17 protein-coding genes and 1 pseudogene are annotated in these 21,293 nt (G+C 38.7%); 10 read left to right on the top strand and 8 right to left on the bottom strand.

Features of this window, described 5'->3' with window-relative positions; all coding sequences use genetic code 11:
• The first annotated feature begins 6 nt into the window (after positions 1-6).
• From hisH to SJPD1_RS13925, 3 genes are read left to right on the top strand one after another with little or no spacing between them, the layout of a single operon-like run.
• A complete protein-coding gene (gene hisH / locus SJPD1_RS13915; RefSeq protein ID WP_210394439.1) occupies positions 7-606 on the top strand; it encodes an imidazole glycerol phosphate synthase subunit HisH in 600 nt (199 codons plus the stop codon).
• Positions 600-1,352 (top strand): imidazole glycerol phosphate synthase subunit HisF, encoded by a 753-nt coding sequence (gene hisF, locus SJPD1_RS13920; protein WP_096047682.1) that lies wholly within the window; start codon positions 600-602, stop codon positions 1,350-1,352. The genes hisH and hisF overlap by 7 nt, the downstream gene beginning before the upstream one ends.
• Positions 1,353-1,361: 9 nt before the next feature.
• Complete coding sequence (locus SJPD1_RS13925; protein ID WP_096047683.1) at positions 1,362-3,368, top strand: motility associated factor glycosyltransferase family protein; 2,007 nt, start codon at positions 1,362-1,364, stop codon at positions 3,366-3,368.
• A gap of 91 nt (positions 3,369-3,459) precedes the next feature.
• Here the strand turns inward: SJPD1_RS13925 and SJPD1_RS13930 are convergent, their stop codons facing one another.
• Complete coding sequence (locus SJPD1_RS13930; protein WP_096047684.1) at positions 3,460-5,901, bottom strand: flagellin N-terminal helical domain-containing protein; 2,442 nt, start codon at positions 5,899-5,901, stop codon at positions 3,460-3,462.
• Between the two features lie 161 nt (positions 5,902-6,062).
• On the opposite strand from SJPD1_RS13930, the gene topA reads away from it, so the two are divergent.
• The 3 genes from topA (at position 6,063) to SJPD1_RS13945 (ending at position 10,466) form a co-directional block, all read left to right on the top strand.
• A complete protein-coding gene (gene topA / locus SJPD1_RS13935) occupies positions 6,063-8,135 on the top strand; it encodes a type I DNA topoisomerase (RefSeq protein WP_096047685.1) in 2,073 nt (690 codons plus the stop codon).
• Positions 8,136-8,192: 57 nt separating this feature from the next.
• Positions 8,193-9,038 carry a biotin synthase gene (locus SJPD1_RS13940; protein ID WP_096047686.1) on the top strand — a complete coding sequence of 282 codons (846 nt, stop codon included), beginning with the start codon at positions 8,193-8,195 and terminating at the stop codon, positions 9,036-9,038.
• Between the two features lie 141 nt (positions 9,039-9,179).
• Positions 9,180-10,466, top strand: a complete 1,287-nt coding sequence (locus SJPD1_RS13945) for a citrate synthase (protein WP_096047687.1) — start codon at positions 9,180-9,182, stop codon at positions 10,464-10,466.
• A gap of 45 nt (positions 10,467-10,511) precedes the next feature.
• On the opposite strand, the gene SJPD1_RS13950 is transcribed toward SJPD1_RS13945, so the two are convergent.
• The 4 genes and pseudogenes from SJPD1_RS13950 to recA form a co-directional block, all read right to left on the bottom strand.
• Entirely contained in the window at positions 10,512-11,231 is a 720-nt protein-coding gene (locus SJPD1_RS13950; RefSeq protein ID WP_096047688.1) for an AMIN domain-containing protein, read from the bottom strand.
• 14 nt (positions 11,232-11,245) lie between these two features.
• On the bottom strand, positions 11,246-11,518 hold the full coding sequence (locus tag SJPD1_RS13955; RefSeq protein WP_096047689.1) for a septum formation initiator: 273 nt from the start codon (positions 11,516-11,518) through the stop codon (positions 11,246-11,248).
• The gene (eno, locus tag SJPD1_RS13960) at positions 11,515-12,789 is read right to left on the bottom strand and encodes a phosphopyruvate hydratase (protein WP_096047690.1); all 1,275 of its coding nucleotides are present in this window, start codon (positions 12,787-12,789) and stop codon (positions 11,515-11,517) included. The genes SJPD1_RS13955 and eno overlap by 4 nt, the downstream gene beginning before the upstream one ends.
• Positions 12,786-13,822: pseudogene (gene recA, locus SJPD1_RS13965) on the bottom strand (recombinase RecA). The gene eno and the pseudogene recA overlap by 4 nt, the downstream one beginning before the upstream one ends.
• A gap of 154 nt (positions 13,823-13,976) precedes the next feature.
• On the opposite strand from recA, the gene SJPD1_RS13970 reads away from it, so the two are divergent.
• The 4 genes from SJPD1_RS13970 to SJPD1_RS13985 are packed head-to-tail and all read left to right on the top strand — an operon-like array spanning position 13,977 to position 16,607.
• Positions 13,977-14,840 carry a menaquinone biosynthesis family protein gene (locus SJPD1_RS13970; protein ID WP_096047691.1) on the top strand — a complete coding sequence of 288 codons (864 nt, stop codon included), beginning with the start codon at positions 13,977-13,979 and terminating at the stop codon, positions 14,838-14,840.
• Between the two features lie 11 nt (positions 14,841-14,851).
• Positions 14,852-15,118: a flagellar biosynthesis protein FliQ gene (gene fliQ, locus SJPD1_RS13975; protein ID WP_087439725.1), complete on the top strand. Its 267-nt coding sequence runs from the start codon at positions 14,852-14,854 to the stop codon at positions 15,116-15,118.
• A complete protein-coding gene (locus SJPD1_RS13980) occupies positions 15,119-15,892 on the top strand; it encodes a UDP-N-acetylmuramate dehydrogenase (RefSeq protein WP_096047692.1) in 774 nt (257 codons plus the stop codon).
• A gap of 19 nt (positions 15,893-15,911) precedes the next feature.
• Positions 15,912-16,607, top strand: a complete 696-nt coding sequence (locus tag SJPD1_RS13985; RefSeq protein ID WP_096047693.1) for an SDR family NAD(P)-dependent oxidoreductase — start codon at positions 15,912-15,914, stop codon at positions 16,605-16,607.
• A 4-nt stretch (positions 16,608-16,611) separates the two neighbouring features.
• Here SJPD1_RS13985 and tsaD read toward each other — a convergent pair whose 3' ends face one another.
• The 3 genes from tsaD to SJPD1_RS14000 are packed head-to-tail and all read right to left on the bottom strand — an operon-like array spanning position 16,612 to position 21,278.
• Positions 16,612-17,613 (bottom strand): tRNA (adenosine(37)-N6)-threonylcarbamoyltransferase complex transferase subunit TsaD, encoded by a 1,002-nt coding sequence (tsaD, locus tag SJPD1_RS13990; protein ID WP_096047694.1) that lies wholly within the window; start codon positions 17,611-17,613, stop codon positions 16,612-16,614.
• The gene (locus SJPD1_RS13995) at positions 17,614-18,360 is read right to left on the bottom strand and encodes a M15 family metallopeptidase (RefSeq protein WP_096047695.1); all 747 of its coding nucleotides are present in this window, start codon (positions 18,358-18,360) and stop codon (positions 17,614-17,616) included.
• Positions 18,361-18,392: 32 nt separating this feature from the next.
• Positions 18,393-21,278: a bifunctional diguanylate cyclase/phosphodiesterase gene (locus tag SJPD1_RS14000; protein WP_096047696.1), complete on the bottom strand. Its 2,886-nt coding sequence runs from the start codon at positions 21,276-21,278 to the stop codon at positions 18,393-18,395.
• Positions 21,279-21,293 lie beyond the last annotated feature (15 nt).

The raw sequence follows: 21,293 nt of genomic DNA on the forward strand, positions 1-21,293 counted from the left end.
TATGGTATGGGAAATTTGCGCTCGGTGCAAAAAGCATTTGAAAAAGTAGGTTTTGTTGCTACTATAACCAGAGACCACGCCCTCATTAAAGAAGCTACTCACATCGTTTTACCCGGTGTCGGAGCTTTTGGCGATGCCATGAAAAATCTTAATAGCTTAGGACTCAGTGAACTTTTACATAGTGAGGTTTTGGAGCGTAAAAAACTCTTTTTAGGTATCTGTTTAGGGATGCAACTCATCGCAGAAAAAAGTTATGAATTTGGAGAGCACCAAGGATTGGGCTGGATAGAAGATGCGAAAGTCGTGCGCTTTGAAGAGAGTGCCTTAAAAATTCCTCATGTGGGCTGGAATGAGATGAACTTTCATAACCCTAGTATTTTATTTAAAGAGATCCCCGATCATAGCAATTTTTATTTTGTACACTCTTACTATTTTGAAGCACCTTCAACGTATGCCATAGGGTATTGTGACTATGGTAAATCTTTTGTCTGTGCCATCCAAAAAAACAATATCTTTGCAACGCAATTTCACCCTGAAAAAAGTCAAACACACGGACTTCAAATTATCAAAAACTTTGCACAGTTAACGAAGGAATCGCTATGCTAAAACACCGCTTGATTCCTTGTGTACTTCTAAAAGATTGGCAACTGGTTAAAAGCATCCAGTTTGGCTCTTTTCGTACCATCGGACACCCCACAGCAACCGTACGCGTTTACAATGCCCGAAATGTCGATGAACTCATCGTTTTAGACATTGATGCAAGCTTAAACAATGAACCTATCAATACCGAAATCATTACCGATATGGCAAATGAGTGTTTTATGCCTCTTACCATTGGTGGCGGTATCAAAACCATTGAAGATGTTTACACGGTATTAGGTGCAGGTGCCGATAAAGTTTCGATTAACTCCGAAGCCATTAAACGACCATCTTTTATCAAAGAGATCGCAACAATTTTTGGCTCGCAATGTGTCGTTTGCTCTATAGACATTAAAAAAGTAGATGGGAAGTACCGAGTCTTCACTAAAAAAGAGGGGTTACTTGACATCGACCCGATTGAACTCGCCAAAGAGTACGAAGCGCAGGGTGCTGGAGAGATTTTGCTCACGTCCATTGATAGAGAAGGAACAACTCTTGGCTACGATACTGAGCTTTTAAAACTCTTTGCCAACACACTGCATATTCCTATTATCATCAACGGAGGTATGGGCAAGCCTGAACATGGTGTCGAAGCTTTACAAAATGGGGCAGATGCGCTCGCCGCAGCCTACATTTTTCATTTTACACAATACACTCCACTCATGATCAAGGAAGAACTTAAAACGCACCACTACCCTGTTAGACTATCATAAGGATATAGTATGGATGAAATAACCCAAAAAGCGCTTAAATTATTTCAAGAAAACATGAAGTATTTTGAGGAACACCATAAAATCGTTTTTGAAAAAATTTCCCTTTTAAATCAAGTGATTGATGAAGGCGTTTATGAAGAAAACTATGCTCTTGAATATAAAGATGAGGGCTATTTTGACATCTTAGAACTCTCAAGTAATGAATTTTTATACAAAAGTAATAGTATAGAAGCATCGCAACGTATGGTTGATACGATTGATTTAAAACGAACAGGGGCTGTCTTTAAAGGACAAAAATATGTCAGAGCTACTGACGAACAAGCCGATGCGATTGATAAAAGTGAACTCTCCTTTCATAACGCGCTTTGGGCAACTATCAAAATTATTAATTATGTCAATAAGTATGCGACTCCTGAAACTTTTATGAATCGTGTTTATAAAATTATATTTTTAGGGATAGGGCTTGGTTATCATCTTCAAGGTCTTTCACAAAAGCTAAATCCTCAAGTTATGTTTATTAAAGAAAGAAACTTGGAAACTTTTCGCCTCTCATTATTTGTAACTAACTATACAGAACTTGCAAAAGATCGTTTTCTTCACTTTTCACTCACAGATAATGAGAAAGAAGAAAGTGAAAATTTTTTAGCATTTTTAAATCAGGGGAATAATTATAATCTACATTTAAAACATATTCCTTTTACTTTAGATTATCAGTTGGATCTCCAAAGATTACAATCACATGTACTTTCTCAAAGCTATATTAACTATGGCTACAGTGCAATTTTATTGCGGTATATTGATTCACCAAAATATCTGATTCAAAACTATGCATTTATGAATATAATGGCACGATACCATGGGATAAAAGGGAATATTTTTAGTCAAAAACCCGTTCTTATGGTCTTTTCAGGTCCATCGACTTCTAAAAATATAGCGTGGCTAAAAAAATATCAAGATAGATTTATTATTATTTCAGCACTTTCAACATGTAGACTTTTGCAAGCAAATGGTCTTACCCCTAATATTGTCATTCATATTGATCCAGATGAAAACAGTGCTTTACTTTTTGAAGGGATAGATGAAAAAGCTTATTTTAAAGATGTTATCACCATTCTTGCTTCCAATGTGGATGAAAAAACGGTCAGCAAGTTTAAAAGAGAAAATATTTATTTTATTGAACAAGGTACAGAATACAAAAAAGGCTTTGGCTATTTTTCGGCACCAAGCGTAGGAGAATATACCCTTGGTCTTATGATGATTCTTGGCATCTCTAACATGTATATGTTAGGCATTGACTTAGCTCTAGACCCTGAAACATTACAAACACATGGAGGATATCATCCATATCAATCAACAGGAACTATTAATACACAAACAGCATCATTAGATGTAAAACATTCTACTACGTATGTCAAAGGCAATTTTTTAGAAGAAGTTCCTACCCTTGAACCATTTAAACTATCTATTGAACAAGCTAAATTTTTTACAGAAAAACTTAAAAAAGAATATCATCATATTTATAATTTGAGTAATGGTGCCTATTTAGAGGGATGTGAACCTTTGCATATTGAAACATTTGACTGGATGCAATTAGAGAGAGAAGAAAGAGAGGAAGTGCAAGAAAAAATAGTAGTATTTTTTAACAGTATTTCAGAAGCACAATTCAATGAGCAAGACCGTTTACAAATGATATATCAAATTAAAGAAGCCAAAAAACTTGAAAAAATTATTAAAGTTTTTAAAAAGAAAAAGTTTGCTACTGTTGATGCATATCTCCGCACATTGGCTCAACTTTCATGGAATTTAAGCGATATGGAGAATAAAACACACTCTAACTTAGCACAAGTCTATTATGAATATTTCCAAATTATTTTAAGTTATATCTGCGATCTATTCAATACAAAAGACCTTACAAACCCCAGCAAACATATGGTACAAATTAATGCGATATTAGTGAAACAACTGCTTAAAATATCAACGCTGTACATTTCTAAACTTGAGGGTTATTTAAAATAATTCTAAGAGAATAAAGAAGGAAACCGAGCCAAAAGGCTCGGTCATTTAAGAAAACGTATCTAAGGCTGCTATACAGCCTTAGGTATTGTCACTATTGTAACAATTTTAATACGTTTTGTTGTACAGAGTTCGCTTGACTCATTGCATAACTTCCTGATTGAGCAAGAATGTTAAATTTAGAGAAGTTAGCTGATTCTGCAGCAAAGTCAACATCACGAATACCTGACTCTGCACTCTTAACATTTACTTGAGTTACAGAGATGTTATTGATGGTTGAAGTGATTTGATTTTGAACAGAACCTAAATCTGAACGAATTGTATCAAGGTTTGTCATCGCTGCACTAACTGTGTCAATAGCTTTCATTGCACCTTCAAGTGTTGTAACATCAATAGTTGAAAGGTTTGTAAATGCTGTATCACTCAACTGCACACTATTACGATCTCCAGCATTAGGGGCTAATACAGAATTAGCTTTTATTGTACCAAGTGTTGCACCCGTACTTGTATCTCCCTTTAGCATTGTCATATCTTTAGATAGATAGATGTCTGCTGTAGTTAGCAAGTCAGTTGTAAGCGTAGTTCCAGCAGCAATCGCTACAGATCCACCAGCTTGCGCAGCTGTTAGATTTTGTTGGATAACGGTTCCTGCTTTTAAGGTACTGCCTAGTTTCAACAAAGTTCCTGCTTTTAGCTGCATATCTTGATTGAGTGTTATGTCAGCATTGGAACCAGCTGTTCCACCTAGAGTAGAATTCTCTTTAAGAATTGAACCTGTCGTTAAGATAGATCCTGCTTTTAGATCTGTAACAGCTGTCGTTACATATGCTGTGGCTGCACTCACGGTTATAGCTTCACCCATAACTGAACCTACAGCGATCTCACTTCCAGTAAAGAAACTACTGCCTGCTTTTAAAGTCATATCTTGAACGACTGTCATTCCTCCACCGGAAGCAACAATATCTTGTCCAAGAACACTTCCCACATTAAGGATACTGGCATCGCCTATTGCTGCATTTGGAGCAGTAATATCAACATGCATAACCATATCTTTGCTGAGTGTAACACTTTCTGAAGCACCGATTGTAGTATCGACTAATAATACAGAGCCAGCTTTATAATTCGTTCCTGAGATAGTCATATCTTGGTTTATAATCGTACCTGCATCAAATTTTGTACCTGTTGCCAAAGTAGAACCTGCTTTAACAAGCATATCAGAACTTAATACAGTAGTGGTATCTACTGTTAATTTACCACCTAGTACAGTATCTTTATTAACTGTACTACCACTTGCTATAATTGATCCAACTGTCAAGAGTGCATCCTGCGCTAGAGCATTGGCAGTCATGGCTACTGAGGCACTAATCGTTACACCTAACTTTGTTCCTGCAGCAATTGTACTACCTGAAGCAATTGTGCTACCTATAGACAAGGTAGAATCTTCAACTGTATTCATTGCTGAAGAGATTGTAATGTTTGCACCGACAGCTGTACCTAACTCTGCACCCTTGATTTGGAATGTTGAAGAACCTGCTTGAACGACTTCGAGGTGACCAATTGTACTCATTTGATCTGCATTACTGCCCATAACACCAGCAACATCACCTGTAACACTGATCGCACGACCATCACTTGTTGCTAATGTAATTTTACCATCAGCAGTTTTGGTTGCAGTAACACCTGTTTCTGTTGTTTTGTTGTTAATTGCAGTTAGCAATGTTGATTGGCTATCGTTTGCTGTAACATTAATAGCACCAATATTGACCCCATTAATTGCAAAATCATTCCCTGTTGTTCCAGCAGAAATTGCAGATGCTGTCGTTGTTGAGACAACTGCTTTTGCAGTAATACCCGTTTCAGCACTGTGTTTGTTAATAAGATCTGCAAGTGCACCCATACCATTAGCGGGATTATTGTTCATTTGCAAATTAACAGACTCTAGCGAAATTGAAGCGCCACTAATTGCACTCTTCAAAGTTAATTGATTTTCTCCAGCTGTAGCGGTAAGTGTTGCACGGCTTGTTTGACCAATTTGACTTGTTTCAGCAGAGGCAATAGAGGTTTTAATCGTCTCATTTGCATTTGCACCTACTTGGAATTCTTTATTGGTAAACGTACCAGAAAGAAGTTTTTGACCGTTGAACGATGTTGTTTTAGCAATATTGTTCAAGTTCTCAAGTAGACGACTAATGTCTTTTTGAATGGCTAGACGAGAAGTAGAGTTTTGACCATCAGATGCTGCTTGTACAGATTTCGTCTTGATAGTATCAAGAATGTTTGAGTACTCGCTAAGCGCACCATCGGCAGTTTGAATCAAACCAATCGCATCGTTACCATTAGAGACTGCTTGACCAAGAGAACTTGCTTGCGCACGAAGAGAGTTTGCAATAGCAAGACCAGAAGCATCATCTGCTGCTTTGTTGATACGAAGACCTGAAGACAATTTGGCAAGAGAACTGTCCAAATTTCTGTTGTTGACTGCAGCACTTGTTTGTGCAGTAAGTGATGCAACGTTCGTGTTGATACGGAAACCCATGATAAATCCTTTTATCTTTTTGTATTTCGCAGGCATCCTTGCCTTTGATAGAAACAAGATCGGAGTCTCAAAAAAAAACTTTAATCCAAGAGGCTATTTTTAAAAAGATTCTTTTTTAGATAGAATACTCAAAAATGTTTACATGTAAAGATGGAAAATAAGTGAAAAATCTCATTATTGTCGAATCCCCGACTAAAGCAAAAACGATTAAGAATTTTTTAGGTAAAGACTATACAGTTGTCGCTTCTAAAGGACATATCCGCGATCTTCCCAAAAGCAGTTTTGGTATTAAGATCGACAACCAAACTTTTGTTCCAGAGTACCGCATCCCCAAAGATCATGCCGCTGTCGTTAAAGAGATCAAAGATCTTGCCAAAGTTGCAGATCAAGTCTATATCGCGACCGATGAGGATCGTGAGGGGGAAGCCATTGGTTTTCATATTGCCACAGCTATTGGAAAAGACCCACAATCGCTCCCACGTATTGTGTTTCATGAAATTACGAAAAATGCCATTACGCATGCTTTAGAAAATCCAAGAGTTTTAGATGCGAGTAGTATTAATGCACAACAAGCCAGACGCTTGCTTGACCGCATTGTGGGCTATAAGCTCTCTCCTCTGCTCTCTTCCAAAATACAAAAAGGCCTCAGTGCGGGACGCGTTCAATCCTCCACACTCAAAATCGTTGTAGATCGTGAAAAAGAGATAAGAGCATTTAAAGAAGAAGAGTTCTGGAGCATCGACGCACTGTTTAATAAAACGATTGAATCCTCTTTGATAGAGTTTGAAGGGGGCAAAATCGAAAAAATGACAATTTCTAATAGTGAACGTGCCCATACTATTAAAGATAAGCTTTTGAAGGAAACGTTTAAAGTGGCTCTTTTGGAAAAGAAAGAACGTGAAAGCTCTCCAAGCCCCGCTTTTATGACGTCAACGCTTCAGCAAAGTGCTTCAAGTGCTTTGGGTTATTCGCCTAAAAAAACAATGATGGTTGCACAAACCCTCTATGAAGGTGTTAAAACGCATCAAGGGGTTATGGGTGTTATTACGTACATGAGAACGGACTCCTTAAATATTTCCAAAGAAGCCATCGAAGCAGCTCGCGATCAAATCAAAAAAAACTATGGCGATGCATATTTGCCTGAAAAGCCACGCTTTTATGCGAATAAATCTAAAAGTGCTCAAGAAGCACACGAAGCAATTCGTCCTACTATATTAGAATTTACACCTCATATTGCCAAAGAGTTTCTCAAACCAGATGAGCTCAAACTCTATACATTGATTTATAACCGCTTTTTAGCGTCTCAAATGAACAACGCACGTTTTGAATCGCAAACGCTTATGTTTGAAAGCGACAGTGGTAAGTTTAAAGCCAGTGGACGTAAGCTTCTTTTCGATGGTTTTTATAAAGTCTATGGCGACAATGACAAAGATAAACTCTTGCCAGATCTAACATTAGGGCAAGAGGTAAAACTAGCTAAAATTGACGCAAACCAACACTTTACAGAACCACCATCACGCTATTCAGAAGCTAGCCTCATTAAAAAATTGGAAAGTTTAGGTATTGGTCGTCCATCAACGTATGCACCAACGATTTCGGTATTAACAGCGCGTGATTATATTACCATTGAGAAAAAGCAACTTATTCCAAGTGAAATAGCGTTTAGCGTCACTGAACTTTTAGAAAAACACTTTCCTCAAATTGTCGATTCATCTTTTACCTCTACGATGGAAGAGACACTGGATTTAATTGCGGAAGATAAAGAAAACTGGCAAACAACGTTATGGAATTTTTACGAACCCTTTGAGAAACAAGTGAGTGAGGGAAAAACCAATATCGAGAGTCAGAAAGTTATTGTCTTTACAGGCGAAATGTGCCCAGACTGTGGTAAAGAGCTTGTTAGACGCAAAGGTCGCTTTGGTGAATTTATTGCATGTAGTACCTATCCTACCTGCAAATACACTCAAAATATTAAAAAAATGAGCGATGTAGCGCCAAAAGAGCAGATTACCTTAACGGTTCCATGTCCTGAATGTGGTGGTTCTATTATTGAGCGAAGTTCACGCAGAGGAAAATTCTTTGGTTGCGGGAACTACCCGAAATGTAAATTTATTTCTAATCATGAACCAACCGATAAAAAATGCCCAGAGTGTGGTTATATTATGTCAAAAAGAGAACTTCGTAAAAAAGAGATTTTTGAATGCATCAAATGTAAACACAAAGAGGAAGCTTAAGATGCTCCTCTTGATTTCTCTCTTCTAAATTATACCGATTATAAGGAATACTCACTAATGAAAAAATCAATTTTTTTATGTGCTATATCAAATATCTCTAGTGGAAGCTGTGCTGAAGATTGTGGATTTTGCACACAAAGTGCTCGTCACCATGTTGATATAGCGCGTTACAAATATAAACCAGTCGAACAAATTGTTTTTGAGGCAAAAAATGCTGTAAACAATGGTGCTATTGGATTTTGTCTTGTTACATCTGGACTTGGACTTGATGATAAGAAACTCGCTTTCGTTTGCGAAGCAGCGCGCGCTGTTAAAGCAGAACTTCCTGATTTGAATTTGATCGCTTGCAATGGAATTGCGACTGTTGAGCAACTCAAAATGCTCAAAGATGCGGGCATCAACTCATACAATCACAACCTAGAAAGTTATGAAACTTTTTATACTAAGATTTGTACCACTCATTCTTGGGAAAGTCGTTACCAAACCTGTATGAATGTTAAAGAAGTAGGCCTTTCTTTATGTAGTGGTGGTATTTTTGGACTTGGCGAGAGCCACGAAGAGCGAACTGCATTTATACAAAGTGTTAAGTCATTAAGCCCAGATACAATGCCTCTTAATTTTTACATTCAAAACCCTGCACTGCCACTGAAAGCTGCACCTTTAAGTGAAAAAGAAGCATTAGAAATTATTACTGAAGTAAGAACGGCTCTCCCAAATACACGACTGATGGTAGCTGGGGGACGTGAAACAACATTTAAAAGCAAAGAATGCGATATATTTGCAGCAGGTGCTGATGCTATCGTCATCGGGGACTATCTAACCACCAAGGGTGAGCTCCCAGCAAGTGATCGTGAGATGATCGAACGCTTGGGCTATGAGATTGCCACAACCTGTCATGCGTAGCAGATTTACTGCTACGCTCTACCTAAAACTTTCAAACTAACTTTTATACTATTCTTCTCTCTAATATAATAATGCTTACAATTTATTAAGCGGGCAAATCAAAATTCGATATAATATTTTATTATTTAATAAAGGATGCGTATGAGTAAAGAGTCAGTTACCCTTATCGACAATCGTACGGGCACAGAGTATGAATTTCCGATCCTTAAGTCAACACTAGGACCTGATGTTGTTGATATTTCAACATTCTATGGTAGCACTGGTATGTTTACCTTAGATCGTGGTTTTACCTCCACAGCAAGCTGTAGGTCACGTATTACATATATTGATGGTGATCTTGGAAAGTTGATGTATCGTGGTTATGATATTGCGTATCTTGCAACCAAAAAATCATTCTTAGATACTGCTTTTTTACTCTTACACAAAGAGCTTCCTACCAAAGATGAATATAAGAACTTTTTGATGGAGCTCAAAAAGCGTTCCTTTATTCATGAAAGTATGCGTAAACTTTTTGATGCCTTTCCTGATAATGCACACCCAATGGCAATTTTATCAGCAGCTGTTTCAGCACTCTCAACCTTTTACTTTGATCACCTAGATATGGATTCACCGGAAGAAGCAAAAGAGATGGCACACCGTATTGTTGCTAAAATTCCAACAATTGCTGCCTTTTCATATCGTTATTCTCAAGGTCTACCTATCATCTACCCTGATTTAGATAAAGGGTTCACAGAAAACTTTCTTTATATGATTAGAGGCTATCCTCATCATCATATTGATCTCAAACCCATTGAAGTCAAAGCACTGGATACCATCTTTACCCTTCACGCAGACCACGAGCAAAATGCTTCTACCACTGCGGTTCGTGTCGTTGCATCTACGCATGCACACCCTTATGCAGCCATTTCTGCAGGCATTGGTGCCTTATGGGGACGAGCACATGGTGGAGCCAATGAGTCGGTTATTCGTCAACTTGAACTTATTGGAAGTGTTGATAATGTGGATAAATATATTGCGAAAGCAAAAGACCCTAATGATCCATTTAGATTGATGGGCTTTGGACATCGAGTTTATAAAAACTTTGATCCACGTGCAACGATTTTGAAAAATCTTCAAAAACAGTTGGTCAATGAGCTTTCGATTGACAGTGAATTGATGGAAGTTGCGCATCGTATTGAAGAGATTGCACTCAATGATGAGTACTTCATTAAACGTAAACTCTACCCTAATATTGACTTCTATTCAGGTCTCATCCTGCAAGCACTGAAAATCCCTAAAGAGATGTTCGCCGTCATTTTTGTGATCGGAAGAACTCCTGGTTGGATTTCACAATGGCTAGAGCTTAAAGAGCAACCTGACATGAAGATTGCGCGCCCTCGCCAACATTACCTTGGACCACTTGAACGTACACCTAAATACGAGATATAACACTCTTTACATGTAAGGATTTTTCCTTACATGTAAAGCCTCTTTTTACTTCAACTTAATAATATAGCCACCCTTAAAAGCTTCTATATCATAACGATAATGTCCATCCAACAAAATAGCAATTCGATAAAAATCATCATGATCGCCAAGGGTTGCTGAAACAAAAGGAGCTTTTTTAAAATCCAATGTTTTTGTGGCATAAGAATTGACCTTTTTGAAATCAACAACCACTTTATACGGATCTGCTATCAAAAAATCACGCACTTTAGTATCTTTAGTAAAAATAGTAATTTCATTCTGATTGATATAAAAAGAGAGATTATCTATCAATTTAAAGGTACTCCCCTCCACATTAGTATTCGGGGCAATAAGGCTTGTAATTTTTTCCTCTTTAGGGGCAGGTACTTTTTTTTCAGCACTTTTTTTAGAATCAGGAACATTCACAGGAAGCGCAATAGGAGAAGAGGCATTAGCATCAGCTTTTGCATTGCTTAAGATCAGGGGGAGATGCCAATCAATATTTTTTTCAATCCCAACAACTTCTTCACTAATAGATCCATCTAAATTTTGGAAAGTAACAGAAGCACTTTTTAAAATCCGCGCACTGCTTGGAAGGGTTAAGCTAGCATTGACAAAATCTGTTCGCTCCTCTTTAATCTGTGTTGTTTGTCCAACGTCTTGAGGAGACATATTTGTCTCAAAAGGATTTTCTCTCGCCTCTAGTATCACTGCAAGAGATAGAAAAAGCCAAAGAATCTTCTGCATATGTTCTCCTTAATTTATCTATCGGGGTCCAACTGTCGTAACTCAAAATACTCTTTTTGTAATACAGCATTCTCTTCTTTGAGATTTTTTATTTTTACAGTTAAGGTGTCTTTGTCAGCTTGAAGATTTAAAAGCACGTCGAGTGAACTTTTACCAAAGAGAACATCACCAATATACAGACCAAATCCAACAACAATAACAGCTAAAGATAAAACCTTAAGATAAAAGAGAGCAGAGCTTCCACTCTCTTCGGCTTCTTCTTCAAATTCATCTAAAACTTCACTCATTTAATAAAGAGCTGTTTTCCTATGTACTCGCCAAATTCTAACTCTTTATCAATTTCTAATAAGCGGTTGTACTTAGCGGTTCGCTCACCCCTGGCTGTTGCACCTGTTTTGATTTCACCTGTATTAAGCGCTACTGCAAAATCAGCAATAAAAGCATCTTCGCTCTCACCACTTCGATGACTCATAACGCATTTGTAGTTATTACGTTGCGCTAAGCGTACTGTCTGCATTGTCTCTGTCACGGTACCGATTTGATTTGGTTTAATCAAAATCGCATTACCAATACCTTTTGCAATACCTTCACTTAAGATTTTTTTATTGGTTACAAATAGATCATCTCCAACCAATTGAACTTTTGAACCCAATTTTTCGGTCAAAAGTTTCCACCCATCCCAGTCATCTTCACTTAACCCATCTTCAATAGAAACGATTGGGTATTTTGCGCAAAGATTTTCATAGTAAGCAACAAGTTCTGCACTGCTAAGTGTTCTTTTTTCAGACTCAAGTCTATAACCGCCGCCATCCGCTACAAGCTCGCTACTGGCAACATCTAATGCAATTGCAATATCAACCCCCGGTTTATAACCCGCTTTTTCAATCGCTTGCAGTATGACTTTGATGGGTTCTTCATTATCTTTCAAATTCGGTGCAAAACCACCTTCATCCCCAAGCGCAGTACTTTCACCCATGCCTGCAATAACTTTTTTCAACTGATGATAGACTTCCACACAAGATCTTAATGCATCACCAAAATTTTCAAAGTTGAGAGGCATAATCATATATTCTTGAAAATCGACGCTATTATTGGCATGGCTACCGCCATTGATAATATTAAACATAGGCGTTGGAAGCGTCATAGCATTTGCACCGCCAAGATAACGATAAAGAGGGATGCCAAGACTTAACGCCGCCGCGCGTGCAACAGCCATAGAAACGCCCAGCACGGCATTTGCACCTAAACGACCATAGTTCTCAGTACCATCCAATTTTAACATCGTTTCATCAATAAATGCTTGATTAAAAGGGCTAAGACCAATCAATTCATCCGAAATTTCCGTATTAACATTTTCACATGCTTTCAGTACGCCTTTGCCCATATAACGACTGTCCGCATCTCTGAGCTCTAACGCTTCTCGTTTTCCAGTGCTTGCGCCACTAGGAACTATGGCACTTGCGACAGTGCCATCACTTAACGTTACTTTTGCCCGAACAGTTGGATTTCCTCTACTATCTAAAACTTCGTCTGCCGCGATATCTTCAATATAGATCATTCATCTTCCTTTATATCATCAACGCCACATGCCATTACCATTGCATTGCCACTGATTGCTTGTTTTATTTTTTCCTCAATTTCTAACGATGTTTCTTTGTTCTCTTTTAAAAATGCTTTCACATTCTCGCGACCTTGCCCTAATTTTGTCTCATTATAGCTAAACCAAGCGCCGCTCTTATCGATGATATCCAGTTTTACACCATAATCAACGATCTCACCCTCTTTCGAAATACCTTCGCCGAACATAATATCAAACTCTGCTTGACGAAACGGAGGCGCCACTTTATTTTTAATCACTTTTGCTTTAACTCTGTTACCAATCTGCTCTTCACCTTGTTTCAATGTCGCAATTTTTCGGACATCAATACGCACTGAAGCATAAAATTTCAACGCATTACCACCTGTAGTCGTTTCAGGAGAGCCATACCCCATCGTACCAATTTTCATACGAATTTGGTTAATAAAAATAACCGTTGTATTCATTTTATGAACAACTGCTGTTAACTTACGAAGCGCTTGACTCATGAGTCTTGCTTGAACGCCCATGTGCGAATCGCCCATATCACCCTCAATCTCGCTCTTTGGCGTTAACGCTGCGACGGAGTCAATAACAATGACATCCACTGCGCCACTACGTGCCAATGTCTCCACAATATCAAGAGCTTGTTCACCAAAATCAGGCTGTGAAACCAAAAGGTTCTCGATATCCACCCCTAGATTTCCTGCATATTTAACATCCAGTGCATGCTCTGCATCAACAAAGGCACAGACGCCACCATTAGCTTGTGATTCTGCAATGATTTGAAGTGAGAGTGTCGTTTTTCCTGAACTCTCAGGTCCATAAATTTCAATAATACGCCCTTGAGGAATACCACCGATTCCCAGTGCAAGATCAAGTCCAATAGAGCCTGTGCTAATTGAAGCCATAGGCTCAACCACTTTATCCCCAAGTCTTACCAATGCCCTTTACCAAACGCTTTGTCAATCTGTTTGATCGCAAGATCAAGTGCTTTTTTCTTATTTTCATCGATTTGCATTGTACTACCTCTTTTATAGTGTTAATATTTTATCATTTCGAGCTTGAAAAAGCCCTTTGAAGCAATTCTATACGATTTCTTTGAAAGCAGTTCAAAATATTTCAATATGGAATATGTTAAAATGATTTAAAATTTTCCAAGGATACTTTTGAAAACGATTACGGTAGCACATTCACCAGATGCTGATGATATTTTTATGTATTTTGCCATCAAATTTGGCTGGGTTAGTACACAAGGTTTGAGTTTCGAAAACATCGCTCTCGACATTGAGACACTCAATCTTGAAGCCTTAAAAAATAGTTATGATATCACCGCGATTAGCTTTGCTCTTTACCCTAAAATTCGCAGTGAATATGCCCTGTTACGCACGGCAGTGAGCTTTGGAGAAGGATATGGCCCAAAACTCGTAAAACGTAAAGAGACCAAACTCAAACGCAATTTTAAAGTCGCCCTCAGTGGAACCCATACAACCAATGCTCTTTTATTTAAAATTGCCTACCCTGAAGCACGTATTATCTATAAAAACTTTTTAGAGATTGAACAAGCCGTTATTGATGGAGAGGTGGACGCAGGTGTTTTAATTCATGAAAGCATTTTAAATTTTAGCGATACACTTGTGGTTGAGCGAGAATTGTGGGATATATGGAAAGAGCTTTGCAAAGAAGAGCTTCCTTTACCCCTAGGAGGTATGGCACTGCGTCGTTCTATGCCAATTTTACGAGCAATTGCCTGTGAAGATGCCCTCATTCAAGCTGTGGATGTTGCCCATACCCATCAAGGGCTTCTTTCTAAAATGCTGATTGAACGAAACCTCGTTCGCGTCGATCAAGCGACACTTAAAAAGTATCTTGGACTCTATGCCAATGAAAATTCGATCGACATGAGCGACATTCAATATCAAGCAATCGACAAACTCTTTGAACTTGGGTACAATCACGGTTTTTATGACCAACAGATTAAAGCGCGTGACTATCTTATTCCCAAAGAATACGAAGCATTGCGAAACAGCTAAAAAGGTATTTTATGGAAGCAAAACTCATCGGACTCGGTGTTGAAACGTTTAAAATAGCGCTTTATCTCTCCATGCCGATGCTCCTCTCAGGACTCATAGCCGGTCTTGCCATTAGTATTTTTCAAGCGGTCACCCAGATCAATGAATCCACACTGAGCTTTGTTCCAAAGATTCTTGTCACCATCGTTGTTGCTATTTTTACGATGCCATGGATGATGAACATGATGATTGAGTTTACAACGCGAATGATTGATATGATCCCTTCCTTTGTTTTTTAAATGACAAAATCGATTCATTTTTCGACCTATTCTAGCATCAAGATTGGTCCAACACTTGATGTTTTACTGCTTGATTCTATCACGCCACTTCCCAAAGCCTATAAGCTTATTGGTGGCGCAAACAACCTTTTGGTAAGCCCTACCCCACCTCCCCTTGCGATGCTAGATAAATGCTTTGATTTTATTCGTTTGGAAGAAACTGTTTTACATGTAGGCGGCGCAACGCCCAGTGGTAAAATTCTCTCCTTTGCAAAAAAGCACGATCTTGCAGGTTTTGAGCTGATGCAAAAACTCCCAGGAACACTGGGTGGCATGATCGCAATGAATGCGGGACTGAAAGAGTGGGAAATTTTCAATGACCTCATCGCTATTCGAACCGAGCATGGCTGGATAGAAAAATCAAAGATAGAACACGGCTACCGCTTCGCGAAAATCAAAGGCATTGTGTATGAAGCCACCTTTACATGTAAAAGCGGTTTTGATGAAAATTTGCTGGCCATGTTTAAAAAAATGCGCGACAATCAACCTAAAGAGCCTAGTGCAGGAAGCTGTTTTAAAAACCCAGAAGGACACTTTGCGGGAAAGCTTATCGAAGAGGCGGGCTTTAAAGGTAAACGTGTTGGCAATATGATGTTTAGCAACGTTCACGCCAACTTCTTAGTCAATCTGGGAGATGGTACGTATGAGGAAGCTATCACACTCATTACGGCGGTCAAAGAGGAAGTTTTCAAACGCTTTGGCGTGAAACTGGAAGAAGAGATCATTATTTTATAGCAACCAAAAAGGAATTTTCATGCAAAAAACAGCTTTAGTCACGGGTGGAAACAAAGGTATCGGTCTTGAAGTTACCAAAGCTTTTTTGGCGTTGGGCTACGATGTTATTGTCCTCGCGCGTGACTTTAAAAATTTTGAGCTATCAACACATCCAAAAATTAAAACCATCGCGTTTGATTTAGTGAAAGTCGATGCCATTCCTGCGCTGATTGCCTCACTTCCAGCAATTGATATTCTTATTAACAACGCTGGCATTATGTACGCGATTCCTTATGCAAACTACAAAAACGATCAAATTAACACCATGCTTAAAATCAACCTTGAAGCACCCGTGAAGCTCATTGAAGAGGTCGCCAAAACGATGCTTGAAAAAGGTGGTCGTATTGTCAACAATACCTCGATTGCGGGACAAATTGGGCATCCTGATATTTGGTATGGTATCACAAAAGCAGGATTGATCAATGCCACCAAAAGCTTTTCAAAAATCTTTGAAGGCAAAATCATCATCAACGCCGTTGCCCCAAGCCCCGTTACAACAGATATGCTAAACACCATTCCTCAAGCACGCCAAGAAGCCTTTTTAAAATCCGTCATTTCCAAACGATTTGCCATGCCTGAAGAGATCGCCAAAACCATTGTTTGGCTCGCTACGGAGTCGCCAGAATACATCAATGGCACGGTCATTGACATTAACAACGGATCGTTTCCACGTTAAGATTTTAAAAGAAAATATCTTTCGATGTGCTACGTACTTTTAAATCAGTTATGCTTACAAAAGAGCCTTTAGCATAGGCTTCGAGGGCACAGCGTCCAATCATCGCGGCATTATCGGAGCAAAATTCCATTTTCGCGGTATGAAGTGTCGCTTTTTTAGACATGCAAAATGCTTCGAGTTCGCCACGTAAATAGAGATTTGCACTCGCTCCACCGACAACACCAAAATGTTCAACCGGACGCTCTTTATACGCTTTTTTGATCTTTTGCATGAGGTGCGCCACAGCCACACGTTGAAACGAAGCGCAAATATCGCAGATGGTCTGTTCATCCAAATTTTCCTGCGCCTCAACGCAGAGTCTTACTTGGTTTTTAAGACCCGAATAGCTAAAAGCTAGTAATGAAGTGGAGGTACCTTGCAAAGGAATCGTAAAATCAAATCGTTTGGCATTGCCTTTTTTAGCATACGCCTCGATAAGCGCACCGGCAGGATAAGGAAGTCCCAACATTTTTCCTACCTTATCAAAACTCTCTCCAAAGCTGTCATCCATCGTCGTTGCAAGTAAGGTTATTTCCTCTAAACTCTTTACATGTAAAAGCTGAGTGTGCCCACCAGAGACCAATAAAACATCCATCGGAAAACGTATTTCATCTTCGATAAAAAGGGAGCAAATATGCCCTTTGAGATGATTAATACCAAGGAGTGGAAGATGAAGCGCAACGCTGAGTGCCTTTGCCATGCTAACACCTTCTACCAAGCTGACCGAAAGTCCTGGCTCATTCGTCACGGCAATTGCTTTGAGCTCCGCAAAATAGGGCTTCGCCTCTTCAAGTATTTTAGGAAGAGTCACCGCATGAAGGCGCGCGGCAAGTTCAGGTACAACACCACCATACTGTGCATGTTCCGCATCTTGCGAAATTTTTTTATGGAAGAGCAGTTTTTTATCACTTAAACGCGTAATCGCAATAGAGCTATCGTCACAGCTACTTTCAATGCTTAAGATCATCTAGACAATCTTCACGTGCCACGGCTCATACCGGACACCATCTCCATTGCCGATGGTATAACGTGTCGAAACATAAGAGAGTTTTTGTAAATTCCAAAACTCCTCTGTACGTGCAAAATTAGCGGTAAAGTTTTGACGTCCCCAGCCACGTTTCCCCACATCAAAATCACCTACCGAATGATAAGAAAATCCAGGGGGGACTAAGGAGCGTGTCGCAATAGTAATATTGCCATTTTCATTTTTAATTTTTTCCATATGAAGGCTGAGCTGCTTCATGACACTGCGAACACCCGATGTTAAAATCAGTGTTGGCCCAATATCTTTCATTAAACGCGTTAAAAGCTCTTGTGAAGTCTCTCGGTAGACATAATGCCCCGTACCATCAATTTTAATGACATCTTTTTCAGGAATACTATGACTCAAATCTTCGACCGTTCGTTTCCCATAAAAACCATAGATTACAGGATCGGTATAGAAAATCTCTTCAATGTAAGCAATTTCAGCAGGTGTAAAGGCGCCTATTTTAGGATAGTTTTTGGCAATTTTAAGTGTTTCATCAAAAGAGATAAGATTAAAGTTAGCATAACCAACTGTTCGCTCAACCATATCAAGCTTTTTCATCACAGAGTCAAAAATAACTTTTTGCTCATCTTTAAGCCAAATGTCGGGATGTTTTAACTCATCAGCCTGTGCCAAACTTCCTACTAACGTTGCACCCATTAATCCTAAAAAATATCTTCGTTTCATACTCTGCCCTGTTTCATTGTTTCCTGTTATGATTATAACATGTGCATTTGATTTTTTAATAAAAGTTCTGCATCTGCGGCAGCTATAGGCTTACTAAAGAGATAACCTTGCATTAACTCACACCCACTGCTATAAATAAACTCTTTTTGTCCTTGTGTCTCAACACCCTCTGCTAAGACTTTTAGCCCCAAACCACGTCCAAGCTCAATGATCGTTCGAGCGATTGCACGATCTTCTCCACTCTCTTCTAGATTTTGAACAAAACTTTGATCGATTTTTAGCTTTGTAATCGGGAGTTGTTTAAGATACGCTAGCGAAGAGTGTCCTGTTCCAAAATCATCAATCGAAATATCGACCCCTAATTCTCGAAACCGTTTTAACAGTGCTATGAATTTGGTAGTATCTTTCATAATAAATCGCTCAACAATCTCCATTTCTATCCATTCAGGCTTACACCCACTCTCGCGTAAGCTTTGAATCATAAAAGCGACTAATCCAGCTTCTTCTAGCTGTTTTCCTGCAATATTAATCGCCGTTTTACCAGGATCAAGCCCCATGTCATACCAGACTTTAATCTGACGCATCACCTCTTTAATCACCCAGTTTCCAATCTCAATGATGAGCTCACTCTCTTCTGCAATATTGATAAAATATCCCGGTGCCGTCAAACCTCGTGTTGGGTGATTCCAACGAATAAGTGCTTCAAAGCCCACAATTTTTTCACTTTGAAGATTAATTTGAGGTCGATAGAAAATCACAAACTCATTTTTATCCAGTGCTTTACGCAAGCTTTTTTCAATTTCAAGATGTTCATTGGTCTCTTGGTTCATCTCTTGATCGAAAAAGACATAACGATTGCGCCCTTTTGACTTAGCTTTATACATTGCGATATCAGCATTTTTGAGGAGTTTACTCGCCACTTCACCGTCATTGGGGTAAACGCTCACACCAATACTCATGGTAATTTTAAAACTCTCATTTCCTAAAAGAAAAGGTTCTTGAAAAGCAGAAACCAATTTTTTAATTGCAACAAAAATATCGCTGACATCTTTACACCCATCAAGCAATACAATAAACTCATCACCGCTTAACCGCGCTACCGTATCTGTCTCGCGGACACTGCTTTTCATGCGTGTGGCAATCGTTGTTAAAAGGATATCACCTGCATCGTGTCCTAAAGAGTCATTAACGCTTTTAAATTTATCAATATCCACAAACATAACACCTAAAACTTTACCATCGCGACTCGCTTTTTTGATCGCTTGCGTGAGTCTGTCTTGTAAAAGATTACGGTTAGGAAGTCCTGTGAGCGTATCGTGTTCTACTTGATGAATTAAAAGTTTTTTCTGGTTTTTATTCTCGTCTTCAAGCGCTTTACGGATGGTAATATCGCGCACAGAGCAGTGTTGAATAATACCTTTGTCCATATGAATGGTTGTCATCATCACGCTAATCCAAAAAAGCTTTCCATCACACGCTCGCGCTTGCCACTCAAATTTATGGACGCTTTGTTGTGATGCCAAGGCATTCATCCACAAAGCTTTTTCATAAGAGCTCTGTTCATCTGGCTGAAATTCTGGTGAGAGATCTGCTAAAGTCACATTGATGAGTTCTTTTTTATCTTTGGCTTTGAACATCTTCATAATCGCTTCGTTACAGTCGACAAAAACACCCTCTTTCAGCAACCAAATTCCATCAGCAGACTTTTGGTACAACGTTTCAAAAACCATTTTTTGTTCTCTAATTTGCTTGTTACTTAAGAGTAAGTGGTTTTCGTAACGAGATAAAACCGAACGAAGTTTTGTTGAGATAAAAAACATGATCCCCATTACCAAGAGCATGATAATCAAGGAGACTGCTAACATGTTAATAATCGTTGATTGCATTTTATCTCTAAGAATTTGTTCTTGCTCTAGTAGCGCATTGTTTTCTTCATACAAGTATGCCCCCGTACCAATTACCCACTCAAATTGTGGAATTGCACGAATAAAGGAGATTTTACTACGATCAAGGGCGGTCGGGTGATAAGAGGCAACATAACTCATAAAGAAGCCCTCAAGATTACGCTTACCTCCTTCCACAATATCTTTAATAATAAATTGATGGTTGGTAACAACATCCAGCCTATTTTTACCGACCAACGAATGATCGCCATGAGAGATAGTATTGCCATCATAATCATACGCGAAGATATAGCCATACTCACCATACTTCGTATTGAGAAGCAGTTTTTGAGTCTCTTTTTTGATCCTCTCTCTCAGCTCATCTTCATAACGCCCACTGGCAACATAGATATTTAAAGGAGCAAATTGCCTAGCATAGCCTATTTTATTACGAACTTTTTCATCTTGAGGATTTTTCCAAGGATAAATCAGCGAAAAGGCTTCCTCTCTTTTAAGCCGCTCAATTCCCTCTTTGACATAATATTTACCAGCAGCATCTTGCGCATGGAGAAAATTCTTCCCCTCTAGCTCCTTATCAGCCCCATGCATGATGCAGGTTCCATCTAAACCAAAAACAACATAATAACCGCTAAGGTCATTGAAAAAACGTGTATCTCTTAACTTTTTTTTAATTTTTTCTAAAATTTGATCTCGCGGAAGGTTGGGGTTTTCAATGTAAATATCATTAATACTTTTATAGGCAAAATTGACAATGTTTTTAACTTCATCTTTCGCTTCATTCATCAAAAATTTTTCATTTTCATTGATATAGTCGATCAGTTTATCAATGCGTTCTTGCGCTTGGGCTTTAGAGCGTTTCACATAAGCAACACGTGTGTTTTCAAGTGATTTATAATACTCAGCACGCTCGGCAGAGATAATAATCGCCAAGGTAATTGAAAAAGTGAGTAGAATGGCAAAGGCAGGTAAAAAAACAATCCATTTGGTAATATTTTGTTTTTTTAAGCTTAACAATTCATACTCCAGTTG

Source organism: Sulfurospirillum diekertiae (assembly GCF_002309535.1).
GTDB lineage: Bacteria > Campylobacterota > Campylobacteria > Campylobacterales > Sulfurospirillaceae > Sulfurospirillum > Sulfurospirillum diekertiae.